Here is a 20,197-nt window from a genome sequence, read left to right on the forward strand (position 1 = left end):
TGTAATTATACAATTCGCTGCTATACAGCTTGAATAGGAGAGTCAGATCTACGATGATAAACTATTTTTTGAATATTCATAATCTACCAATAGCCTATTATCTACATGTTTTATCCCTGGAGTTTTCCATGCAATACGGCCGGCTTCTTCTTTTTGATGCCATGAATTTACTGTTCCTGTTAAAATCACTGTAGTGCCGGATACTTGAATATGAATATCATTATTATAAAGTGCCCAGGTCATGTTCATTGCGTGCTCAATATCTTTTTGTTTAATATCATCCATTATGTCTGATATGATTTTTATATGATTGATTACCCCTTTTACACCTGAAAGATACCGGATTGCATTTTGAGTAATTTCCCGTTGATAATCCCATTGTAATTCACCCTCCAAAGTCACCTGACCATTTTCCACAATCACTTTGATTTTGTTTTCTGGAATCAATGCATTGGATTTAAAAGTTTTTAAAATCTCTTTAGCAATTTCATCATCAGTTATTGATAAGGAATCTGGAGATTTAACGGTAATGTTTTCTACTAAAACTTTTACTCCAATAACTTTTTTTGCAGCATTCTCGGCTTCTATTTTTTTTGCATAATGATCGACTACTCCAGTAAGGGCAACGATACCGTCTTTTGCAGTCACCCCTATTTCTGCTGCATGCAGTAATGGCTCCCTTTTAATAGCATCCTGAACATTTTTTTGCAATTCTGTATTTGTCTTCATAATAACGTAAATTATTAATCAAAATTCCAGAAACTTTGGAAAAAACACTATGATATACATCACATTGAAACCTGATACTGATCAAGAGTGGAAATTCAATTGGTATACAATAATTGCTTATTTTTAGATAAACTATTAATTTGATATGTCTTACAATATACCCGAAGGCTTGAAAGGTCTTACAGATGATGAAGTGAAAGCTTCCAGACAACGAAATGGATATAATCGGTTAGAGGAAATTCGTAAGAATACATGGTTTGATCTGGTCGTTACTATTTTAAAAGAACCGATGCTCATCTTGCTCATCATTATTTCACTTATTTATATGATTGTGGGGGATTATGGCGAGGCCGCGTTTATGTTTGTGGCTATCGTGGCGGTAACTGCTATTTCTTTTTATCAGGATAATCGCAGTAAAAAAGCTCTGGAAGCACTTGAAAAACTGAATGAACCTCTAAGTGTGGTCATTAGAAATTCACAAATATTAGAAATTCCGACCCATGAAATTGTTGTTGGTGATTTATGTATTACCGAGGAAGGGAAAAATATAAATGCTGATGGAGTGATTGTACATAGTAATGACTTTTCAGTGAATGAATCTTCTCTCACCGGTGAAAGTTTTTCAGTTTTTAAAGATAGCAAATCTGATGATAATCTTGTTTATAGCGGTACAGTTACCGTTTCAGGTTTGGCCATTTTTGAAGTTAAAAAAATAGGTTCAGAAACCCGTGTCGGAAAAATTGGAGAATCAATACTAAATATAAAAGAAGAAATATCACCGTTACATATCCAGATCCGGAAGTTTGTAAAATGGATGGCTGTTATCGGTATCATTATTTTTCTTATAGTTTGCATCTTCAGTTATATTAAAACCAAAGATGTGGTAATGAGCCTTCTTAGTGGATTAACATTGGCAATGTCTGTATTGCCGGAAGAAATTCCTGTAGCATTCACAACATTTATGGCATTGGGAGCATGGAAGCTTATGCGGGAAGGGGTTATTATAAAACGAAGCAGTATTGTAGAAACTTTAGGAAGTACTACTGTTATATGCACTGATAAAACAGGAACCATTACAGAAAATTCAATGCACTTGAAACATTTGTACGATTACCAATCAGGAAGGACTTATGAAGAAAAAGAATTTAATGCTGAAAATTTAAAAGAACTTATTGATTATGCAATGTGGAGTAGTGAACCTGTCCCTTTTGATCCTATGGAAATCACTCTGCATAACACTTATCAGTGGACTCAAAAAAATGATGCAAGGAAAGAATATAAGATGTTTCATGAATATCCGCTTGAAGGCAAGCCACCCATGATGACTCATCTTTTTGAGAATGAATATAAAGATAGAATTATTGCAGCAAAAGGAGCCCCGGAAGCAATTTTGAATGTTTCCCGTCTTTCCGAGACACAAAAAGAAAAAATAAGGGATGTTATAAAAACATTTGGACAGCAAGGTTACCGCGTTTTGGGAGTTGCGAAGTCACATTTTGAAGGAAACAATTTTCCTCAAAGACAACAGGATTTTGTATTTGAATTTCTTGGACTGACTGTATTTTATGACCCTCCCAAACAAGGAATTCATAAAGTATTTCAAGAGATTTATGATGCCGGTATTAAGGTAAAGGTTATAACGGGAGATAATGAAGATACAACCAAAGCAATTGCAATACAGGCAGGAATTATCAACACTACTCCTGCCATCAATGGTAGTGAAATAATGAATAATACTGAAGAAGCATTAATGGAAATCTCAGAAAAGACTACCTTATTCACCAGGATGTTTCCTGATGCGAAACTTGCAATAGTACATGCGCTGAAAAAGAAAAGCGAAGTGGTGGCTATGCTTGGAGATGGTGTTAATGATGGCCCTGCCTTAAAAGCGGCGCATATTGGTGTTGCAATGGGAAGTAAAGGAACCGAAATTGCTAAATCAGCTGCTGCATTGGTTATAACAAATGATGATTTAGAAAAACTGATAGTGGGAATTGCTGCAGGAAGGAGAATTTATAACAATATTAAAAAGGCGGTTCAGTATATTATTTCAATTCATATTCCTATTATACTGACAGTTTCTATGCCCCTGTTTTTAGGATGGATATTTCCACACATATTTACTCCAGTTCACGTTATTTTCCTTGAATTAGTAATGGGGCCGACCTGTTCTATTGTTTATGAGAATGAGCCCATGGAAAAAAACACAATGAAACAGCCGCCACGAGCCATCGGAGATACTTTTTTAAGTTTGAGTGAGTTGGGAATCAGCTTGATTCAGGGGGGCGTAATAACCCTCGGAGTTTTATTTGTATATCAGTTTACAGTTCAAAATGGAGGTGATGAAACCAAGACAAGGGCAATGGTATTCAGTACATTGATCTTTGCCAATATATTACTGAGTTTTGTTAACAGATCATTCTTTTATAGTGTGTTGGAAAGTTTCAGGAACCGTAATCCCTTGCTTATTGGTATTTCCGTCTTAGTTCTGGGATTACTTTTTGCAATATTATACATAAAGCCTGTCTCTCTATTCTTTAAGGTAACAGCACTTAATATAGGTGAATTGGGATTTACTGTTTTCATCGCAGCGTTTTCTGTTTTATGGTTTGAGGTTTATAAATATGTCAAAAGAAAAAAGAAAATATGATATAAAATGTAGGAGCAGGGGTAATAATTACCTTTAAAAAAGCAGAGTATTTAACTTTATCTCTTCATCTTGCAAGGTCATTTTTTTTAGTGACTGATGTCATTTCTTAACATTACTAATTTGATGAATTTTACACAAGCAAATTAATAACCGAGAAGATTCGTGCAACATGTGGTTTGTTGGAAAATTCTGACAAAAGGAGGAGCATTCACTAAGGAGTGCTCTTCTTTCAGTTAAAAAAACAATTTTAAGATCATGATAGGAAATCAACACCCGTGGCATGATGTTTCTCCAGGAGAACATCTGCCTCAAATAGTTACAGCAGTTATTGAGATTCCCACTGGCAGTCGCACTAAATATGAAATAGATAAACACTCAGGATTAATAAGATTGGATAGGATTCTTTTATCTTCCATGTATTATCCTGCCAATTATGGGATCATACCACAGACCTATTACAGTGACGGAGATCCGTTAGATATTCTTGTGTTATGTTCGGAAAGCCTCGTTCCCCTTACTCTGGTTAATGCGAGGGTGATAGGAATAATGGAGATGACAGACGAAGATAAAAAAGATCATAAAATAATAGCGGTGGCTGAAAATGATTCTTCTCTGCTGCATATCCATGATATTGAAGATCTGTCGGCTTATACCATTAATGAGATTCAGAATTTTTTTGAAGAATATAAAAAATTAGAAGAGAAAATGGTACAGGTATTTGGTTTCAAAAATAAGAAAGAAGCTTTCAACTGTATTGAAGAAAGTTTAATGATGTATATCAAAGAAATCAAACCCAAAATAAAAAATATTTAACTGGGTTTCATTTCTGTATATATTATCGTAGGTTGGTATGGTGGTACGAATAAATGAATGATACCTTTTGAATGGATTAGGCAGCAATCATCTTTTTTCTTTTTCGCTTTCTTTTTATTAAAATAACCTCTTAGCAAAAAATTGTTCTTAGTGGCGGCTTCTATTTCTCTCAATTCACCGACACCTTTTTCAATATTAATGATAGTGGAATCTACAGAATTCCCTAGTTTAGGATTGCAATAATTCCAATAAAAAATCCGAAAAAGAATGTCTTAATGATAGCCGGTAAAATGTCTTCATATTCTAGCGATTGAAATACATGGGAGAAATAATGTTCTATATTGCTTTCACTATGCATATTGATGCCGACAAAGCCGCCCATAATCCCAATCAGATCGGCATATAATACTAAAACAGGAATCATTAATGTTGTAGCAAGAGTTCTGGTTACCACCAGATACCGATAAGGATTGATCGCTGAAACCTCCATGGCGTCAATTTGTTCTGTGACTTTCATAGAACCCAGTTCTGCTCCAATTCCTGACGAAACTCTTCCTGCACAAATCAAAGCCGTAATGACCGGTGCAATTTCCCTTATTAATGACAGTGAAACCATACCAGGTATCATAGATTCTGCACCGAACCTTGCCATCGCAGGTCGTGACTGTATGGTAAGGACTAATCCCATAATAAAAGCCGTTATCGTTACTAAAGGCAACGACTGGTAACCAACAACAAAACATTGTCGTATAAACTCTTTAAACTCAAATCCCGGTTTGAAAATTTCTTTAAAAAATCGCCGGGAGAATAAAGCTATGTTGCCTGCGATGCTAAGGTAATTTTTAAAATAAGTTTTCACGATGTTGTATTTAAAATATTCCAGTGCCTTTTGTTTATGATCTATAGGATTATGCCTATCAACAAAACCGATAGCATGCAGTGCGTAAAAAATGGGTATAGGCCTATTATTTATAAATTATACTCATAATCTACCTCTAACTTATTTTTTACATCCTGTATACCAGGGGTTTTCCATGCAATACGACCAGCTTCCTCCTTTTGATGCCAGGTATGTACAGTGCCCGTTAATATGACAGTGGTTCCGGATACTGATACACTGATTTCACTATTATCAATCGAACTTCTGTCAAGTGCCCTCTCAATATCACTCTTTTCAACAGTGTCCCGGATTTCTGGGTTAATGATGATATTATTGTAAATACCTTTGACGCCGGGAAGATACTTGACCGCGTCTTCTGTAATTTCTCTTAAGTACTCCCAAGATACTTCACCATTTAGATCCACCCATCCATCTTCTACTTTCACTGTTATTTTTTCTCGTGGAATAAATGAGTTTGCATTAAATGCAGTTATAATTTCACTGGCGATTTCGACATCGGTTTTTGACCGTGGATCCGGTAATTTTACTTCAATATCTTCTACCAAAACCCTTACCCCTGTAACATTTTTTGCGGCATGTTCAGCCTGCAGCTTTTTTGCATAACTGTCTACATTACCTGTAAGGGAAACAATTCCGTTATTTACAACAACACCAATTTCTGCTGAATACAGCAAAGGTTCCCATTGAATGGCATCCTGAACATCTTTTTGTAATTCTGCATTTGTTTTCATTTGTTATACGATTTTATACTTCAAAGTTCCAGCAACTTCTCAGAATATAAGATGACTAACATCACAATGAATCATGATGTTAATCAGGATAAATGTTTGGTGGTATGTATTTTATTATTGAAATTTGGATAGCTATGTACGCGTATAGCTTAAAGAATAATAAAAATGGACAAAACTATTTTAACAATAACACTGAACCCATCAGTAGACAAAAGCAGCAGTGTTCAAAACGTCGTTCCCGAAAAGAAATTGCGTTGTAATTCTCCTATATATGAACCGGGAGGAGGCGGAATTAATGTATCCAGAGCCTTAAAAAGATTGGGAGTAGTCTCAGATATTTTTTTTACTTCAGGGGGAAGGACCGGCAGACTGCTTGAAAACTTGCTTAAGGGCGAAGAGCTGAATATATTCCCTTTCCATATTACTTCAGAAACGCGGGAAAATTTCATTGTTTTGGATCTCTCTACCAACAAACAGTATCGATTTGGATTTCCCGGAGAAGAGCTGACGCAGGAACAGCAAAAAGATATTCTAAGCATTTTGCCTACCATAAATCCCTGTCCGGATTTTGTCGTAATCAGTGGTAGTCTACCAACAAACACAAATCCGAATTTTCTAAGAAGACTTGTTAATATCTATAAGGCAATGGGAACTAAGGTAATTATCGATACATCAGGAGAAGCTCTGAAAACAGCGGTAGAAGAGGGGGTGTATTTATTAAAACCGAATATTGGGGAACTTGCCTTTTTAGTGGGAAAAGAAAAACTGGAAGAAACTGATATAGATCAAGCTGCCCGGCTTATTATTTCACAGGGTAAAGCTGAGATTGTGGTAGTATCGTTGGGCCCTCAGGGAGCTGTTTTATTTTCAGCAAGCGAAAAAATTAAGATTGAGGCACCATCTGTAGAAGTGAAAAGCACTGTTGGTGCCGGAGACAGCATGGTTGCAGGAATGGTTTCAGTTTTGGTAAAAGGAGGTGATTGTAAAGAAGTCCTTTCCATGGGAATTGCTTGTGGATCTGCCACTACAATGACCCAAGGAACAGGACTTTTTACTAAGGAAAATGCACAACATTTATTTTATGAAATATGGAAATAACTGTTAGTCAAAAAAGATATATCACATTGAGATCCAATTTTTATCGGCTAATTTATTCTATGATATATGAACGTAAAGGCCAAGCCATTTTCTGATGTATTTCTAAGAGACGCGTTATAAAATGACTTGTTACTACGTCGTGTAGGTCATCCTTACAGCTCATGGTATATTCACAAAGTCTAAGAATAAGACTTTCATGATCTTGTAACAATTCTGTAATAAAAGCCTGACTGTTATGTCCCTCCCCATTTTGTTCTGTAAAATGTGTTGAACTTAAATACGATTGTAGAGTTGCCGGAACATACTGACCGAGAGAACGTATTCTTTCTGCAATACTGTTGATAATATCATCCAATTGTTTGGATTGAGTTTCAAAAAAAGTATGTTTGTCATGATAGTCAGCTCCTTCCACATTCCAATGGGCATTTTTAGTTTTTATATACAAAACGTTTTCATCTGCTAATATTTTTATAAGTTGATCAGCGATTGCCTGACGATGATTGTTTGCTATTCCTATCTGTATTTTCATTTTTAATTGATTTTATTGTTTTTATACTGCAGAGAATACATATAACTATTCAGCGGACATTCCGCCGTCAATAATCTGAGTTGTCCCTGTAATGAACTGGCTGTCTTCGCTTGCAAGAAATAAAACCAGTTTTGCAATTTCAATAGGTTCCGCATATCGTCCCAGCGGTATCGCTGCCTCAAATTGTTTTCTGATTTCATCACCGTGTCCAGCAGAAGAGCTCTCTTCTATAGAACGCATCATCCTGTTATTTACAGGAGAAGGATGAATTGTATTTACTCTGATTTTTCGCGAAGATGCTTCAAGGGCCGTAGTTCTCATAATGCCAACTACAGCATGTTTGCTTGTTACATAGGCGCTTAATCCTGCAAACCCCAATATTCCAGCCACAGATGAAGTTATAATGATGCTTCCACCATCGTTCATCTGGGGTAAAACATATTTATTGCCCAGCCATACACCTTTGACATTGACGGATATGATTTTATCAAAAATATCTTCAGGATAATACTCAATTGGCTTTACAATCCCTTCAATCCCCGCATTGTTGAAAAACACATCTATTTTTCCAAATAATTTTATGGTCTCAGCAACATAGTGTTCAACTTCAGCTGTATTTGAGACATCTGCAACACAATATTTTATATGCTCACTGTTGAGTTCTTGAACAGCTTCTTTTAGAGAATTTTCAGAAAGATCTACCAGCATTACTTTTGCTCCCTCTTCTAAAAATAGTTTAGCTGTAATTTTTCCTATGCTTCCAGAATCACCGGTTATGATGGCAACTTTATCTTCTAACTTTTTCATAAGTTCAACGGTATTTAATGAATAGATTTTGGTGTTTTTTTTGGTAATAATGTATATGAACTGATAATTGACCTGCGGAAAAGTCATCTTCCACAGGTCAAAGATTAAATTCAGGATTAATAAAAATCATATTCATAATTAACTTCCAGTTCATTTTTTACATTCCATATACCCGGAGTTTTCCAGGCAATACGGCCGGCTTCTTCTTTCTGATACAATGAATTTGCAGTTCCCGTTAAAGTTACTGTTGTTCCCAAAACGGATACTTTAATATCATTATCATAAATTGAGCTTCTTTTCAGGGCATCTTGAATGTCTTTTTTTTGTATTGCATCATCTAATTCTGATTTAATTGTAATCTTATTGATCAAACCCTTTACACCGGTAAGATATTTTACCACGCTGGCTGCTTCTTCCTTTTGGTAATGCCAAGGTAATTCACCTTCTAAGGTTACCCATCCATCTTCTACTTTTACCATTATTTTATCATCAGGAACAGAATAATTAGATCGTAATGCATCCAGTACTTCCTTGGCTACTTCAGCATCAGCCTTTTTCAATGAGCTTGGAAATTTTACTTCGATATTTTCAACTAAAGCCTTAACACCGGCAACTTTTTTTGCAGCATTTTCGGCCTCCGCTTTTTTTGCATAATTGTCAACTATGCCGGTCAGGGAAATCACACCGTCTTTTGCAATAACTCCAATTTCTGCTGCATGCAGTAATGGTTCCCATTTAATGGCATTTTGAACATCTCTTTGTAATTTTGCATTTGTTTTCATTTCAATTTTTTTTTGGATTAATAAATGTTTAAAGTTTGTTAATTGGAAGAATTTATAATTGTATCAAATTCTTATATTATTTTTTACTTAAAAGATTTTCTATTGTCTTAGCATATGCTTTTCTGCAGATTCATGGTTATGCTTTATGTTAATTCATCCCAAAGGTCACTACCCTGTATGAGAAATAATATGACAGGTATCACTGCGAAAAATGATACTGATCAGTTCAACAATTCAATATTTTAAGCGCATAAAATCTTAAATCGAATTTATCATAATAAGCATTTGGCGAGCTTTGATAAAAAGTAGATTAAAATATAGCGATATCATTTTTTTTAGTGATGGCAGTCATTATTTCACAGTATGATAATTAGGAAATTTGTGGTATAAACTTCAGATTATGAAAACCCTTTTAACAGTCACCATTATTTTTTGCTTTGCAATATTTACGCAAGCTCAGGATGTGAAAACAGCGCAGGAGATTTCTTCTTTACTAAAAGACAATGTTACGCTCTCAAAACTGCATTATCCTCAATCGGTTATTAGGTTTTATGCCGGAATTAATTCTGAATTTGCGTGGATTACCGCAGAAAAATCAGATCAGCCTGAAACCGCAATGTTACTGTTGGAGTATTCCTATCGATTTGGTCTGTCTTTGTCTGATTATCATTGGGATTCCATTTCTCTTCAGAAGTTAAGAAAATTGCGAGATACTCCCGTTGAAGAGAATCAAAGGGAGAAAGCTGAGTTCGATATTCTTATGACGGATGCTCTTATCACTTTCATCAATCATCTGCATTTAGGAAAATACAACCCTTTGTACAAATCATCATATATTGATTCTAATGATATTAATGGATTTAGATCCGACGATATATTACAGAATGCAAGACAGCAGACAGATTTTCTTAAGACAATCCTCGAGGTTCAGCCTAAAATAAAAGAATATACGGACTTCCAGAACTATTTAAATACACTGTATGAAGAAGAAGACTGTATAGCTCCGGAAAGTGAATCTGAAAAAATAATGATCAATATGGAGCGCTTACGATGGATTGACGCGAATGATACTTCCTATATTCTGGTAAATATTCCTTCCTATACATTGAAACTTTACAACAAGGGTAATGTATTTGATTTTAAAGTGATTATAGGAAAGCCAACCACTAGAACACCCGTTTTGAGGAGCAGTATTACTTATTTTACGACAGCGCCTGACTGGAAGGTTCCTCAAAGTATTTTTGTAAAAGAAATGCTGCCTAAAATCTTAAAAAGCCCTCAATATTTAGAGGACCATCATTATTCAGTTTATGATAAAAATGGAAATCAAGTTGAAATAAGTTCATCAAAGCTAAAAGAGATCCGTCAAAACCCTTCCCGATATAGTGTAAGGCAGTCATCCGGTTGTGATAATGCATTGGGAGCGGTGGTTTTTAGATTTGAAAACTCTTATGGAATATACCTCCATGATACTTCTCAGAAACAATTATTCAATAAAGATGATAGAGCTTTGAGTCACGGATGCATTCGTGTTGAAAATGCTCAAGAGCTCGCAGCTCTCCTATTAAAAGACGATGGCTCAGGAAGCAAGATTCCTGTTTTAGAAAGTGCGATGTCAGAGTATAAAAGAAAAGATTTCGTTCTAAAGCAGCCTGTTCCGATTATTATAACCTATCTGACCTGTCTTATAATAGATGGAAAGCCTGTATTATATAAAGATATTTACCATTTAGATGATTCATTAGAAAATATGTTTAACCAAAATAAATAATCAGATTATGAGAACGATTTTAGTCGCTACAGACTACTCAAAGCCAGCGCGAAATGCTGCCTTTTATGCTCTGCATTTAGCCAATGCCCTGAAGGCCAACATCGATTTATGCCATGCCTTTGGGTTACCGATTGAAAGTCCAATGCTTGGGCAGATCGCGTGGTCTGTATACGAATATCCAGATTTATATGAAGAAAATACAAAAGAGCTTAAAAAGTTGGCAAAGGCACTGGAAGACAGAGAAAAAGTTGTATGGGGAGATGAAGCTTTCCCATTTCATCCTTCAATACATTATGGAAGTGAGGGAGGCGATGCAGTTCATGTGATTAACAATATGGCAGCCGATAAAAAGCCGCTTCTTATTGTAATGGGTATGCAGGGAGCAGGAATGCTTACCCGTTTTATTTTCGGAAGCAACAGCATACAGATGATTGAAAACACAAAGTATCCGCTTCTTTTAGTTCCCTTAAACCATAAATATAATGGGCTTAAGAAGATCGCTTTTGCCACAGATCTGAATAAAAAAGACATAAAAACAGCCCAATTATTAATTGAATTTGCCAAATACTTTGATGCTGAACTTTTAATTACCCATATTATTCAGAGCAATAATGATGTGATCCAAGATGTTGATTATGAACATAAAAAAGAGATGTTTCTAAAGAACCTGAATGGTAAAATTTGTTATAACTGTATATATAGTGAAAATATAGATTACGGCTTGGAAATATTAAAATACAAAGACATCGATATGTTAGTGATGGGGCATCATGACAAAAGTTTTTTCAAAAGACTATTTTTGGGAAGTCATGCCGCAAGACAGGCTGTAGAATTGGAAATTCCACTATTAACGATTCCTGAAAATGGTCATGTTCATTTTTGAATATTTGAATTAATTATTATATATAATTGTTTATAATAGAAATAATATTGAATACGAAAACATTTTCATAGATCATATATGTTCATTATGCTAAAATGTATAACTTTATATGGCTGCATAATACGATAACTATGGAAAGTGCCAAACTGTTGCAAGCCATTATTGAAACGGCGATTGACGGTATTATAACCATTGATGACAGGGGGAGAATAGAAAGCCTGAATCCTTCTGCATTAAAAATATTTGGCTACAAAGAACAAGAATTAATCGGGAAAAATATCTCAGTCTTAATGCCGGAACCAGACAGGAGCCGGCATGATGGTTATCTACTCAATTATCAGACTACCGGCGAAAAAAAAATCATTGGAAAAGGAAGAGAAGTAAAAGGTTTAAGAAAAGATGGTACACAATTTCCATTCAGGCTTGCAGTGAGTGAAGTTCAGTTTCAGGAAAGAATTATTTACACAGGATTTATCCATGATCTTTCCAAAGAAAAAGAAGCGGAAGAATTTCTTAAAAAGTATACATTAGAGCTGGAAGAACTAGTCGAAAACCGTACAAAATCGCTAAAAAAAATGCTTCATGAGCTGGAAGAAGCAAAAGAAGAAGCTAATGTATCTTTGGAAAAAGAAAAAGAACTGAACCGTATGAAAAGCCGTTTCGTATCAATGGCATCTCATGAATTTCGTACGCCTTTAAGCTCTATGCAGCTGTCTGTTATTTTGATAGAGAAATACCTTCAGATTTCGGACAGTCTCCAGATTGTAAAGCACCTTCATAAAATAAAGACCGCCATTGGGAGTTTGAATGGTATTCTCAATGATTTTCTTTCATTGGAAAAGCTGGAAGCAGGGATTGTGCATCCTAATCACTGCTTATTTGATGTCATTAGGTTTTCAGAAGAACTAACGGAAGAAATGCAGCTTATCACCAAAGAAGATCAAATTATAATTTACCAGCACACAGGATCAGAAAGTGAAATTAATTTAGATCAAAATTTATTGAAGAATTGTCTGATGAACCTGATGAGTAATGCTATAAAATATTCCGGAGAACATACCCTGATTGAGTTTTCCACAGAAATAAAAGAAAATCAATATGTATTTTCGGTAAAAGACAATGGAATAGGAATACCTGAAGATGATCATTCTGCTCTTTTTCAGCCATTTTTTCGCGCTCATAATACAGGAAATATACCCGGAACCGGCTTAGGTCTTAATATTGTAGACCGCTATGTCAGACTTATGGATGGAAAGATACATTTCAAAAGCACATTCGGTAAAGGAACTGAGTTTACTTTATCATTTCCTAAAAATTGATAATAATATTCCAATTGAGTTGAGATGGAAAAAATACAGATACTGATTATAGAGGATAATGAGGACATTCGTGAAAGTACTTCTGAGATCCTTGAACTTGCCAATTATCAAGTATATCAAGCTTCTAATGGTAAACAGGGCATAGATCTGGCCATAAAACATATTCCGGATGTCATACTGTGTGATATCATGATGCCAGAGCTTGACGGCTATGGTGTACTGCATCTTCTGAATAAAAGAGAAGATACTGCGCTTATTCCTTTTATTTTTATAACAGCAAAAGCAGACAGGATGGAAATAAGGAAAGGGATAGAAATGGGGGCAGATGATTACCTTACAAAACCTTATGATGATATAGAACTTCTGAATGCTATAGAAAGCCGTCTGAAAAAAAGGGAACGACAGAGAAATATTTACAGTTCCAATCTTACTCAAATCACCAATTTATTTCAGGCATCACATGGACTTGAAGAATTACAAAAAGCTTTTAGTGAAAGAAAAATTAAGTCTTTTAAAAAAAAGCAGGTGATATATTATGAAGGAGATGCAGCAAGTACAGTATATTTAATGATATCGGGTTCTGTAAAAACAACAAAAATGACAGAAGATGGAAAGGAATTTATGACCGGAGTATATGGAGCCGAAGATTATTTTGGCATTACCTCATTATTTGCTGGAAAGGAATACAAGGAAACTGCAGAAGTTCTGGAAGAAGCCACTCTATGTTCAGTTCCCAGAGAGGTTATCGACCAATTGTTTTACAAATATCCTGATGTAGCAGAAAAATTTATTAAAATTCTTGCCGGAAATGTTATCAGTCATGAGGAGCAGCTATTGCAGCTTGCCTATTTTTCAGTAAGAAAAAGAATGGCAGAAGTCTTACTTAAACTTTATACAAAACATCCTCAAACTGAAAATTTTGAAATTTCAAGAGAAAATCTTGCTTCTATGGCTGGAATGGCTATTGAGACGGTAAGCAGAATTCTCAGTGATTTTAAAGAAGAAAATTTAATAGACAGAAATGCTGGCAGGATTACGATACTGGACGTTTCACGTCTTCAAAAATTGAAAAACTAATATCTGTCACTTTTTATAATGATTTTATACATTGAATAGTTCTAATGGGTTCAATACATTTGATTATTCAAAAGACATTATGAAAGTGATAGTTTATAATATAAATCAGGAAGAAAAAGAACTTCTTGCGTTGGCTAATCGTAAGACTCACAAGATTACCATCATCACAGATCCTTTGGATGAAAATACAGTTCATTTTGCAGAGGCAAAAGATGCTGTCATTATCATCAATCAGGAAAATCAACTTTCACATAGTTTTATCCTGAAACTTATTTCATTGGGAATTCCATACCTCATTTTAAAATCGAAGGAAGAGTTTTTTATTGATTTACCCATTATTAAAAATTCCGGAATACAATACAAAATTATTAAATGCTCAGATCCGAAAGTGGCCGCTTCCTTAATTATTGAAACTTTAGATAATTGGGAAAATAGTGATCAGGATCATTTGAAACCCTAACTGAAATCATGGTCGGAATGCTTTTCCCATAATACCTTTGGAGTATTAAACTAAAATAATTTTATTATGAAAACTTTAGAAAAAACCACTCAATCTCCAATGGCTCATGTAATAGAAGAGTTTTGGAATAAAGACGGATTTTTAGATGAATCAATGAAAATGGAACCTACCATTAATATCATTGACAGAAATGGTGTCTATAAAGTCAGAGTATCAGCTCCGGGCTTTAAGAAAAAAGATTTTAAGGTAGCAGTGGAAGACGGATCGCTAATTATCAGCGCTGAAAAGAGATTAGAGAAAAAAGAAGAAAAGGAAAATTTTGTAAGAAAAGAGTTTTCTGCTTCCTCATTTTCCCGCAGTTTCCGTCTCCCGGAAAACATCACCTTGGGACATATAAAAGCCAATTATAAAAACGGACTGTTAAATATTACGATCAGTAAAACCAATCTGGATAAAAGAGAAGTAAAAGAGATTAAAATACGTTGATTTTTTCACTATTAATTCATAAAGCCTGTTATTCATTTGAAAATTTACTCCTTTATCGTTTGAACAAAATTATTTTTAGATGAGCAACAGATTTAATAAAAATAAAGAGATGAATACTATGATTATAAAATCCCTTGGAGGAGCGGGGACCGTTACCGGATCTAAGCATTTACTAAAAACCTCGGAGCTGACCATACTAATCGATTGCGGATTATTTCAAGGGATAAAATCACTTCGTGAACAAAACTGGGAAGCTTTAAGCATCGATTTAGCAGAAATCGATCTTGTTATTCTTACCCATGCTCATCTGGATCATTGCGGATATATTCCCCTTCTTGTAAAAAATGGATTTAAAGGTAAAATTTATATGACTGAACCTACGAGGGAACTGACCAAATTAATCTTGCTTGACAGTGCAAAATTACAGGAAGAGGATGCAGAAAAAGCAAACTATCATCACTATACCAAGCATAATCCTGCAAAACCCTTATATACGATAAATGATGCTGAAAAATCTTTTAAACAATTTTTTACTGTGAAGGAAAATACCAGCATACCATTAAGTGATCACATACAATGCAGATTTAAGCCCTGTGGTCATATCATTGGAGCTTGTTCAGTAGAAATTGTATGCTTTGATAAAACCATTATTTTTTCAGGAGATATTGGGCGTAGCCACAGTACTATTCTCGCTCCACCTGATTTTTTTACTAAAGCTGATTTTTTGGTGATGGAATCAACTTACGGAGACAGGCTTCATGATAGTACCGATTTGTATGATAGTTTGACGCATTGGATCAATCATACTGTTAATAACCATGGCAATGTAATTATTCCAAGTTTTGCTGTTGGCAGAGCGCAGGAGCTTATTTATATACTTTATCGCCTCAAGGAACAAAATAGAATACCCCATAACCTTCCAATAATAATGGATAGCCCTATGGCAGCTTCAGCTACTGATATTATGGTTGAATATGCTGAATATACTACTATAGATAAAGAAAAATGGCAGGAAATTATTGAGCATGTCAATATTAATAGAGAATATGCAAATACTGCGGAAATCATTCAGGATAAGCAAAGTAAAATAATTATTGCAGGAAGCGGTATGCTTACAGGAGGACGTGTGCTTGAATATTTAAAGCATGATATAGGAAATAGCCGGAATACCGTATTGATTGTTGGATTTCAGGCAGAAGGTACTCGCGGAAGAGCATTGCTTAATGAATCTCATGAGTTAAAAATTCACGGAAAATACTATCCGGTAAAAGCAAAAATAATAGAATTAACGGGGTTATCAGCCCATGCTGATCAATCTGAACTGATAGAATGGATAAGAAAATATAATATTCCGCCCCTACAAATCATGCTGGTACATGGTGAACCTTCCGCATTGGAGGCATTACGGGTTAAAATTCAGACAGATTTGAAAATACCTGTTAAAATTCTGATAAAAGATATGGAAGTAGTCTGCTAACTTAGGGATGATAATCAGTTAATCAATCTAAAATTTACTCTATGGAAGTTCTTACCAAAAACGCCATACAAATTCTGGAAGACCGATATCTGATGAAAAATGACGGAGGTATGGTAACAGAAACTCCAGATGTGCTTTTCAAACGAGTTGCAGAATATATTTGAGGCTGCGAAAAAAAAGATAGTGCCAAATGGAGCAAAGCTTTCTATAAAGTAATGAGTGAATTAAAATTTCTACCTAATTCACCAACACTTATCAATGCGGGTTGTGATCATGCACAATTAAGCGCTTGTTTTGTATTACCTGTTGAAGATAGTTTAGAAAGTATTTTTACAACCCTTAAAAATGCGGCATTAATTCATCAAAGTGGAGGAGATACCGGGTTTAATTTTTCAGCTGTCCGTCCCAAAGGAGATTTGATAAGCTCTAGCAAAGGGCAATCTTCCGGTCCGGTTTCTTTTATGAAAATTTACGATGCTGCCACTGAATATGTAAAACAGGGCGGTAAAAGAAGAGGAGCCAATAAGGGAATTTTAAATGTTGACCATCCGGATATCGAAGAATTCATCATGTCAAAATCGGATAAGAAATCTATAGAAAATTTTAACCTTTCGGTAGGGATCAGTAATGCTTTTATGAAAGCAGTAGAAGATGATTCGGATTGGCAGCTCATTAATCCATATACCCAAAAGATACCCCAAATCATCTCTGCAAAATCACTCTGGGAATTAATGGTACAAGAAGCTTGGAAAACGGTTGATCCTGGATTGATTTTTATCGACGTCATTAACGATTCCAATACAACACCTGATCTCGGTAGAATACAGGCAACTAATCCTTGCGGAGAAGTTCCCTTATTTGATAATGAGAGCTGTAATCTAGGTTCGGTTAATCTTTCAAGAATAACAATATTTAAAAATGGGAAATATGAAATAGACTGGCATGAGTTATCCCGGATTATTCATGTTGGAATCCGTTTTCTGGATAATGTCATTACACTCAATCATTATCCACTTCCCGAAATTGAGATCACTACTTTACATTCCCGAAGTGTTCTTATCTTTTATCCTTCCTTTCCCTGCAAACCTTTTAGGTTTTGTTTAATGTTTTTCAAAAGAAAAACCGGAAAAAAGAAAGCAGATATGAAGTGTTGACAATGAAAAAAGCCAAAAGGAAACGGAATAATTGGAGGGTACCTTCAGGGAGGAAGCCGTTTATGCCGTAGTCTTTTGGCTGCATAAGCGATGGCTGGAAACAATACCTTAGTTGCCTTTTTACCGGTTATTTTTGGAAATCTTAGAATTCTCAATAAAAATCCAGTTGGATCAATGAATATAAAGTCTTATTATAAAACTAAGGTATTGCAATATAAGATCTAAGGTGGGAGTTATTTGGACATGATTTACAATCACTAAGTATAAGTGATTAGCTATGTAGTTTTTTCAGCACAATCAAATTGTACTGATTTTCCAATATAATCTGAAAGGCTTAGCTTTGTTATATACTTGTTTTATTTAGCTGAGATTATCCAGTTCAAGTTTTAATCGATCTGCTTCGATAAGGTGCTTTAATTCTTTCTCATCGGGGAGGTATGTTCTGTATTTACTTGCGAACAATTTTTCATTTTCAGACATAACAGAATATTTTACCACTGTTTCATCTTTTTCTGTACATAGAATGATGACAATAGTTGGATTGTCATCATCACCTTTTTTAAGATCATTATACATCCTTACATACATATCCATCTGTTCTATAGTTTTGTGGGTTAACTTATGTATTTTTAAATCGACAAGTGCGAAACACTTAAGATAGTAATTATAAAAGACAAGATCTATAAAGAAGTTAGAGGCATCAGTAACAATGTGCTGCTGCCTTGCAACAAATGCAAAACCTTTCCCTGGCTCCATCAGGAATTATTGAAGGTGAGTGATGAGTGCTAATTCTATTTGAATTTCTGTCTGTGCTGAATCATTTGGTAATTCTAAAAATTCAAATATGTAAGGATCAACAGTTGCTTTTACTTTCATAACAACATCTTCTCTAGATTATGTATTCAATTTTATGTTCCAAAACAAAAGTGAGAATATGGAAAAATTACAAACAAGTACAATGACAACTGAAGAAACAATTGAGCTTCTTAAAACTGATGGTGTGTACGTTACTGTGGAGGAAGCGAAAAAGATTTTAGTATTTTTATATTTAATTGCCGGTCTTGTAACTAGTGAAAAATTCAATTTTAAAATAATACTAGTTCATTAACTTCTTTAATAAATCTTGTTTTTACTATTAAGTTGATTACAAACCTTGTAAATACTTTTCGAAGCCCCACCAAGAATCGAACTTGGATCTAAAGTTTAGGAAACTTTTGTTCTATCCATTGAACTATAAGGCCAGGGGAATAAAAATACAAATTATTCTTTTATATATTTTTGAATCGATCTGTTTTATTTAACTAAGGATTACAGAAAGTAAATACTTCCTATAATTTTAGATAAATATCATTATCTTTATCTTATCATTCAATATTAAATTGAGTTGATAAGATTAGCTTTTATCCTCGGAGAGATCTGGGGATTTTTTGTGCCTATTTTTAATACGTAAAATTCTGTTGTAGGCAGTTTAATCCTTTAGAATAAAAAGAATCTGCCCTTTAGGGGCAGATTCAGTAGATAATACATCTCATTTTTTTAATTAGACAACAATAAAAAAGCACAGCCGACAATGCTGTGCTTAAATTTTTATTTCAAATTTAATTGCAATTTCAGGAGTAGTAAGAAAAGCAAATAAAGTTTCCACTTCGATGTTTATTACATAGTAAATGTAGTGATATTTTTAATACGAAATATGAATTTAATGTTAAAATTCACAAGTTATCCACATTTTGTTGTGGATAAGTCTGACTCAGGCCTATAAATTATCATTGAGGAGGAACAAAAAATATTCAATTTCATTGTTCATTAAGGTATTTCAGTACAAAGTCATTCAATATTTTTTTCTCTTCATCACTGCCTTTATTGTCCATATGGCTATGGTTAATGGAAGTGGATTGAATGGTCATGTGGTATTTTTTCTGCTCTTCTTCTGTAGGTAAGACTCCTTCATCAGCAGGATAATCATTGGAACGTAATGAATAAATTTTGGGAATACTTGTTCTAGGAAGGAACATTCTTCGGTTATCCATTGCAATAATTTTATAGACCATATTAGGATGCTGATTTCCAAATAAAGCCACCATGTCACCACCATTAGAATGTCCGATTAAGGTGAGGTGTTTGTAATCCAGATCCGGATTTGTTTTTTTAAGCTCATTCAATACATATAATATATTGTCGGAACCATTTTGCCAGAAAGGTCTTCTTACGATTTGAAGATTTCCTTCTAAGGGCAGGGGAGCATCTGTAGTCTGCTCATGCTGAATACTTACAGTAAAATATCCTTTGGAAGCAAGCTTTTCTGTTAAATAAGAATACACAAAATAATCACCACCTTTATTGAAACCATATCCATGATTAAAAATAATTACCTGTTGATTCGGTATCCTCTTATTGGTTTTAGGAATATAATAAGCAACAGGAATTTTACGGTTTCTATTCTGGTCAAACAAAGTCAGTGTATCCCGCTTTGTTTCAAATCCATTTTCTGAATGTATATTTTTCTTTACTGAACAACTCATCAGAAAGA

At 34.6% G+C, this 20,197-nt stretch carries 19 protein-coding genes, 1 tRNA gene and 2 pseudogenes; 13 read left to right on the forward strand and 9 right to left on the reverse strand.

The genetic code is table 11. The annotated features are described in order from the left end of the window. Positions 1-48 precede the first annotated feature (48 nt). Positions 49-729, reverse strand: a complete 681-nt coding sequence (locus tag AC3HD6_RS17300) for a BON domain-containing protein (protein ID WP_488897466.1) — start codon at positions 727-729, stop codon at positions 49-51. A gap of 145 nt (positions 730-874) precedes the next feature. Between AC3HD6_RS17300 and AC3HD6_RS17305 the strand changes: the two genes are divergently transcribed. Together AC3HD6_RS17305 and AC3HD6_RS17310 are read left to right on the forward strand one after the other, a co-directional pair. Beyond that, positions 875-3,379 carry a cation-translocating P-type ATPase gene (locus tag AC3HD6_RS17305; RefSeq protein ID WP_488897467.1) on the forward strand — a complete coding sequence of 835 codons (2,505 nt, stop codon included), beginning with the start codon at positions 875-877 and terminating at the stop codon, positions 3,377-3,379. 255 nt (positions 3,380-3,634) lie between these two features. Next, the gene (locus AC3HD6_RS17310) at positions 3,635-4,192 is read left to right on the forward strand and encodes an inorganic diphosphatase (protein ID WP_488897468.1); all 558 of its coding nucleotides are present in this window, start codon (positions 3,635-3,637) and stop codon (positions 4,190-4,192) included. A 238-nt stretch (positions 4,193-4,430) separates the two neighbouring features. On the opposite strand, the pseudogene AC3HD6_RS17315 reads toward AC3HD6_RS17310, so the two are convergent. Together AC3HD6_RS17315 and AC3HD6_RS17320 are read right to left on the reverse strand one after the other, a co-directional pair. Then, positions 4,431-5,051 (reverse strand): annotated as a pseudogene (locus AC3HD6_RS17315) (MlaE family ABC transporter permease); the annotation flags it as partial. Positions 5,052-5,161: 110 nt separating this feature from the next. Beyond that, complete coding sequence (locus tag AC3HD6_RS17320; RefSeq protein WP_488897469.1) at positions 5,162-5,824, reverse strand: BON domain-containing protein; 663 nt, start codon at positions 5,822-5,824, stop codon at positions 5,162-5,164. Positions 5,825-5,989: 165 nt separating this feature from the next. Here AC3HD6_RS17320 and AC3HD6_RS17325 point away from each other — a divergent pair, with 165 nt between their 5' ends. Further along, on the forward strand, positions 5,990-6,922 hold the full coding sequence (locus tag AC3HD6_RS17325) for a 1-phosphofructokinase family hexose kinase (RefSeq protein WP_488897470.1): 933 nt from the start codon (positions 5,990-5,992) through the stop codon (positions 6,920-6,922). A gap of 52 nt (positions 6,923-6,974) precedes the next feature. Here AC3HD6_RS17325 and AC3HD6_RS17330 read toward each other — a convergent pair whose 3' ends face one another. The 3 genes from AC3HD6_RS17330 to AC3HD6_RS17340 all read right to left on the reverse strand — a co-directional run bounded on the left by AC3HD6_RS17330 (position 6,975) and on the right by AC3HD6_RS17340 (position 9,040). Then, positions 6,975-7,451, reverse strand: a complete 477-nt coding sequence (locus AC3HD6_RS17330; protein WP_488897471.1) for a Dps family protein — start codon at positions 7,449-7,451, stop codon at positions 6,975-6,977. Positions 7,452-7,496: 45 nt separating this feature from the next. Beyond that, entirely contained in the window at positions 7,497-8,258 is a 762-nt protein-coding gene (locus tag AC3HD6_RS17335) for an SDR family NAD(P)-dependent oxidoreductase (RefSeq protein WP_488897472.1), read from the reverse strand. 116 nt (positions 8,259-8,374) lie between these two features. After that, on the reverse strand, positions 8,375-9,040 hold the full coding sequence (locus AC3HD6_RS17340; protein WP_488897473.1) for a BON domain-containing protein: 666 nt from the start codon (positions 9,038-9,040) through the stop codon (positions 8,375-8,377). Between the two features lie 400 nt (positions 9,041-9,440). On the opposite strand from AC3HD6_RS17340, the gene AC3HD6_RS17345 reads away from it, so the two are divergent. The 9 genes and pseudogenes from AC3HD6_RS17345 (at position 9,441) to AC3HD6_RS17385 (ending at position 17,667) form a co-directional block, all read left to right on the forward strand. Next, positions 9,441-10,811, forward strand: coding sequence for a L,D-transpeptidase family protein (locus AC3HD6_RS17345; protein ID WP_488897474.1), 1,371 nt, complete (start codon positions 9,441-9,443; stop codon positions 10,809-10,811). A 7-nt stretch (positions 10,812-10,818) separates the two neighbouring features. Next, the gene (locus AC3HD6_RS17350; RefSeq protein WP_488897475.1) at positions 10,819-11,694 is read left to right on the forward strand and encodes a universal stress protein; all 876 of its coding nucleotides are present in this window, start codon (positions 10,819-10,821) and stop codon (positions 11,692-11,694) included. Positions 11,695-11,825: 131 nt separating this feature from the next. Further along, positions 11,826-13,013 carry a PAS domain-containing sensor histidine kinase gene (locus AC3HD6_RS17355; protein WP_488897476.1) on the forward strand — a complete coding sequence of 396 codons (1,188 nt, stop codon included), beginning with the start codon at positions 11,826-11,828 and terminating at the stop codon, positions 13,011-13,013. Between the two features lie 24 nt (positions 13,014-13,037). Beyond that, on the forward strand, positions 13,038-14,090 hold the full coding sequence (locus AC3HD6_RS17360) for a response regulator (protein ID WP_488897477.1): 1,053 nt from the start codon (positions 13,038-13,040) through the stop codon (positions 14,088-14,090). 79 nt (positions 14,091-14,169) lie between these two features. Beyond that, complete coding sequence (locus AC3HD6_RS17365) at positions 14,170-14,550, forward strand: hypothetical protein (RefSeq protein WP_488897478.1); 381 nt, start codon at positions 14,170-14,172, stop codon at positions 14,548-14,550. A gap of 66 nt (positions 14,551-14,616) precedes the next feature. Further along, entirely contained in the window at positions 14,617-15,036 is a 420-nt protein-coding gene (locus AC3HD6_RS17370; protein WP_488897479.1) for an Hsp20/alpha crystallin family protein, read from the forward strand. A 109-nt stretch (positions 15,037-15,145) separates the two neighbouring features. Then, positions 15,146-16,513 (forward strand): MBL fold metallo-hydrolase RNA specificity domain-containing protein, encoded by a 1,368-nt coding sequence (locus AC3HD6_RS17375; RefSeq protein WP_488897498.1) that lies wholly within the window; start codon positions 15,146-15,148, stop codon positions 16,511-16,513. Between the two features lie 41 nt (positions 16,514-16,554). Continuing rightward, a pseudogene (locus tag AC3HD6_RS17380) lies at positions 16,555-16,773 on the forward strand (ribonucleotide reductase N-terminal alpha domain-containing protein); the annotation flags it as partial. Next, on the forward strand, positions 16,768-17,667 hold the full coding sequence (locus tag AC3HD6_RS17385) for a hypothetical protein (RefSeq protein WP_488897499.1): 900 nt from the start codon (positions 16,768-16,770) through the stop codon (positions 17,665-17,667). The pseudogene AC3HD6_RS17380 and the gene AC3HD6_RS17385, both read left to right, overlap by 6 nt. Before the next feature lie 360 nt (positions 17,668-18,027). On the opposite strand, the gene AC3HD6_RS17390 is transcribed toward AC3HD6_RS17385, so the two are convergent. Beyond that, positions 18,028-18,423 carry a PDDEXK nuclease domain-containing protein gene (locus AC3HD6_RS17390; protein ID WP_488897480.1) on the reverse strand — a complete coding sequence of 132 codons (396 nt, stop codon included), beginning with the start codon at positions 18,421-18,423 and terminating at the stop codon, positions 18,028-18,030. 178 nt (positions 18,424-18,601) lie between these two features. On the opposite strand from AC3HD6_RS17390, the gene AC3HD6_RS17395 reads away from it, so the two are divergent. After that, on the forward strand, positions 18,602-18,775 hold the full coding sequence (locus AC3HD6_RS17395) for a hypothetical protein (protein WP_488897481.1): 174 nt from the start codon (positions 18,602-18,604) through the stop codon (positions 18,773-18,775). Between the two features lie 61 nt (positions 18,776-18,836). Here the strand turns inward: AC3HD6_RS17395 and AC3HD6_RS17400 are convergent. Together AC3HD6_RS17400 and AC3HD6_RS17405 are read right to left on the reverse strand one after the other, a co-directional pair. Continuing rightward, positions 18,837-18,908 (reverse strand) — tRNA-Arg (locus AC3HD6_RS17400). Between the two features lie 555 nt (positions 18,909-19,463). Further along, complete coding sequence (locus AC3HD6_RS17405) at positions 19,464-20,189, reverse strand: alpha/beta hydrolase family protein (RefSeq protein ID WP_488897482.1); 726 nt, start codon at positions 20,187-20,189, stop codon at positions 19,464-19,466. Positions 20,190-20,197: the final 8 nt, after the last annotated feature.

The organism is Chryseobacterium sp. II3a (assembly GCF_057815135.1).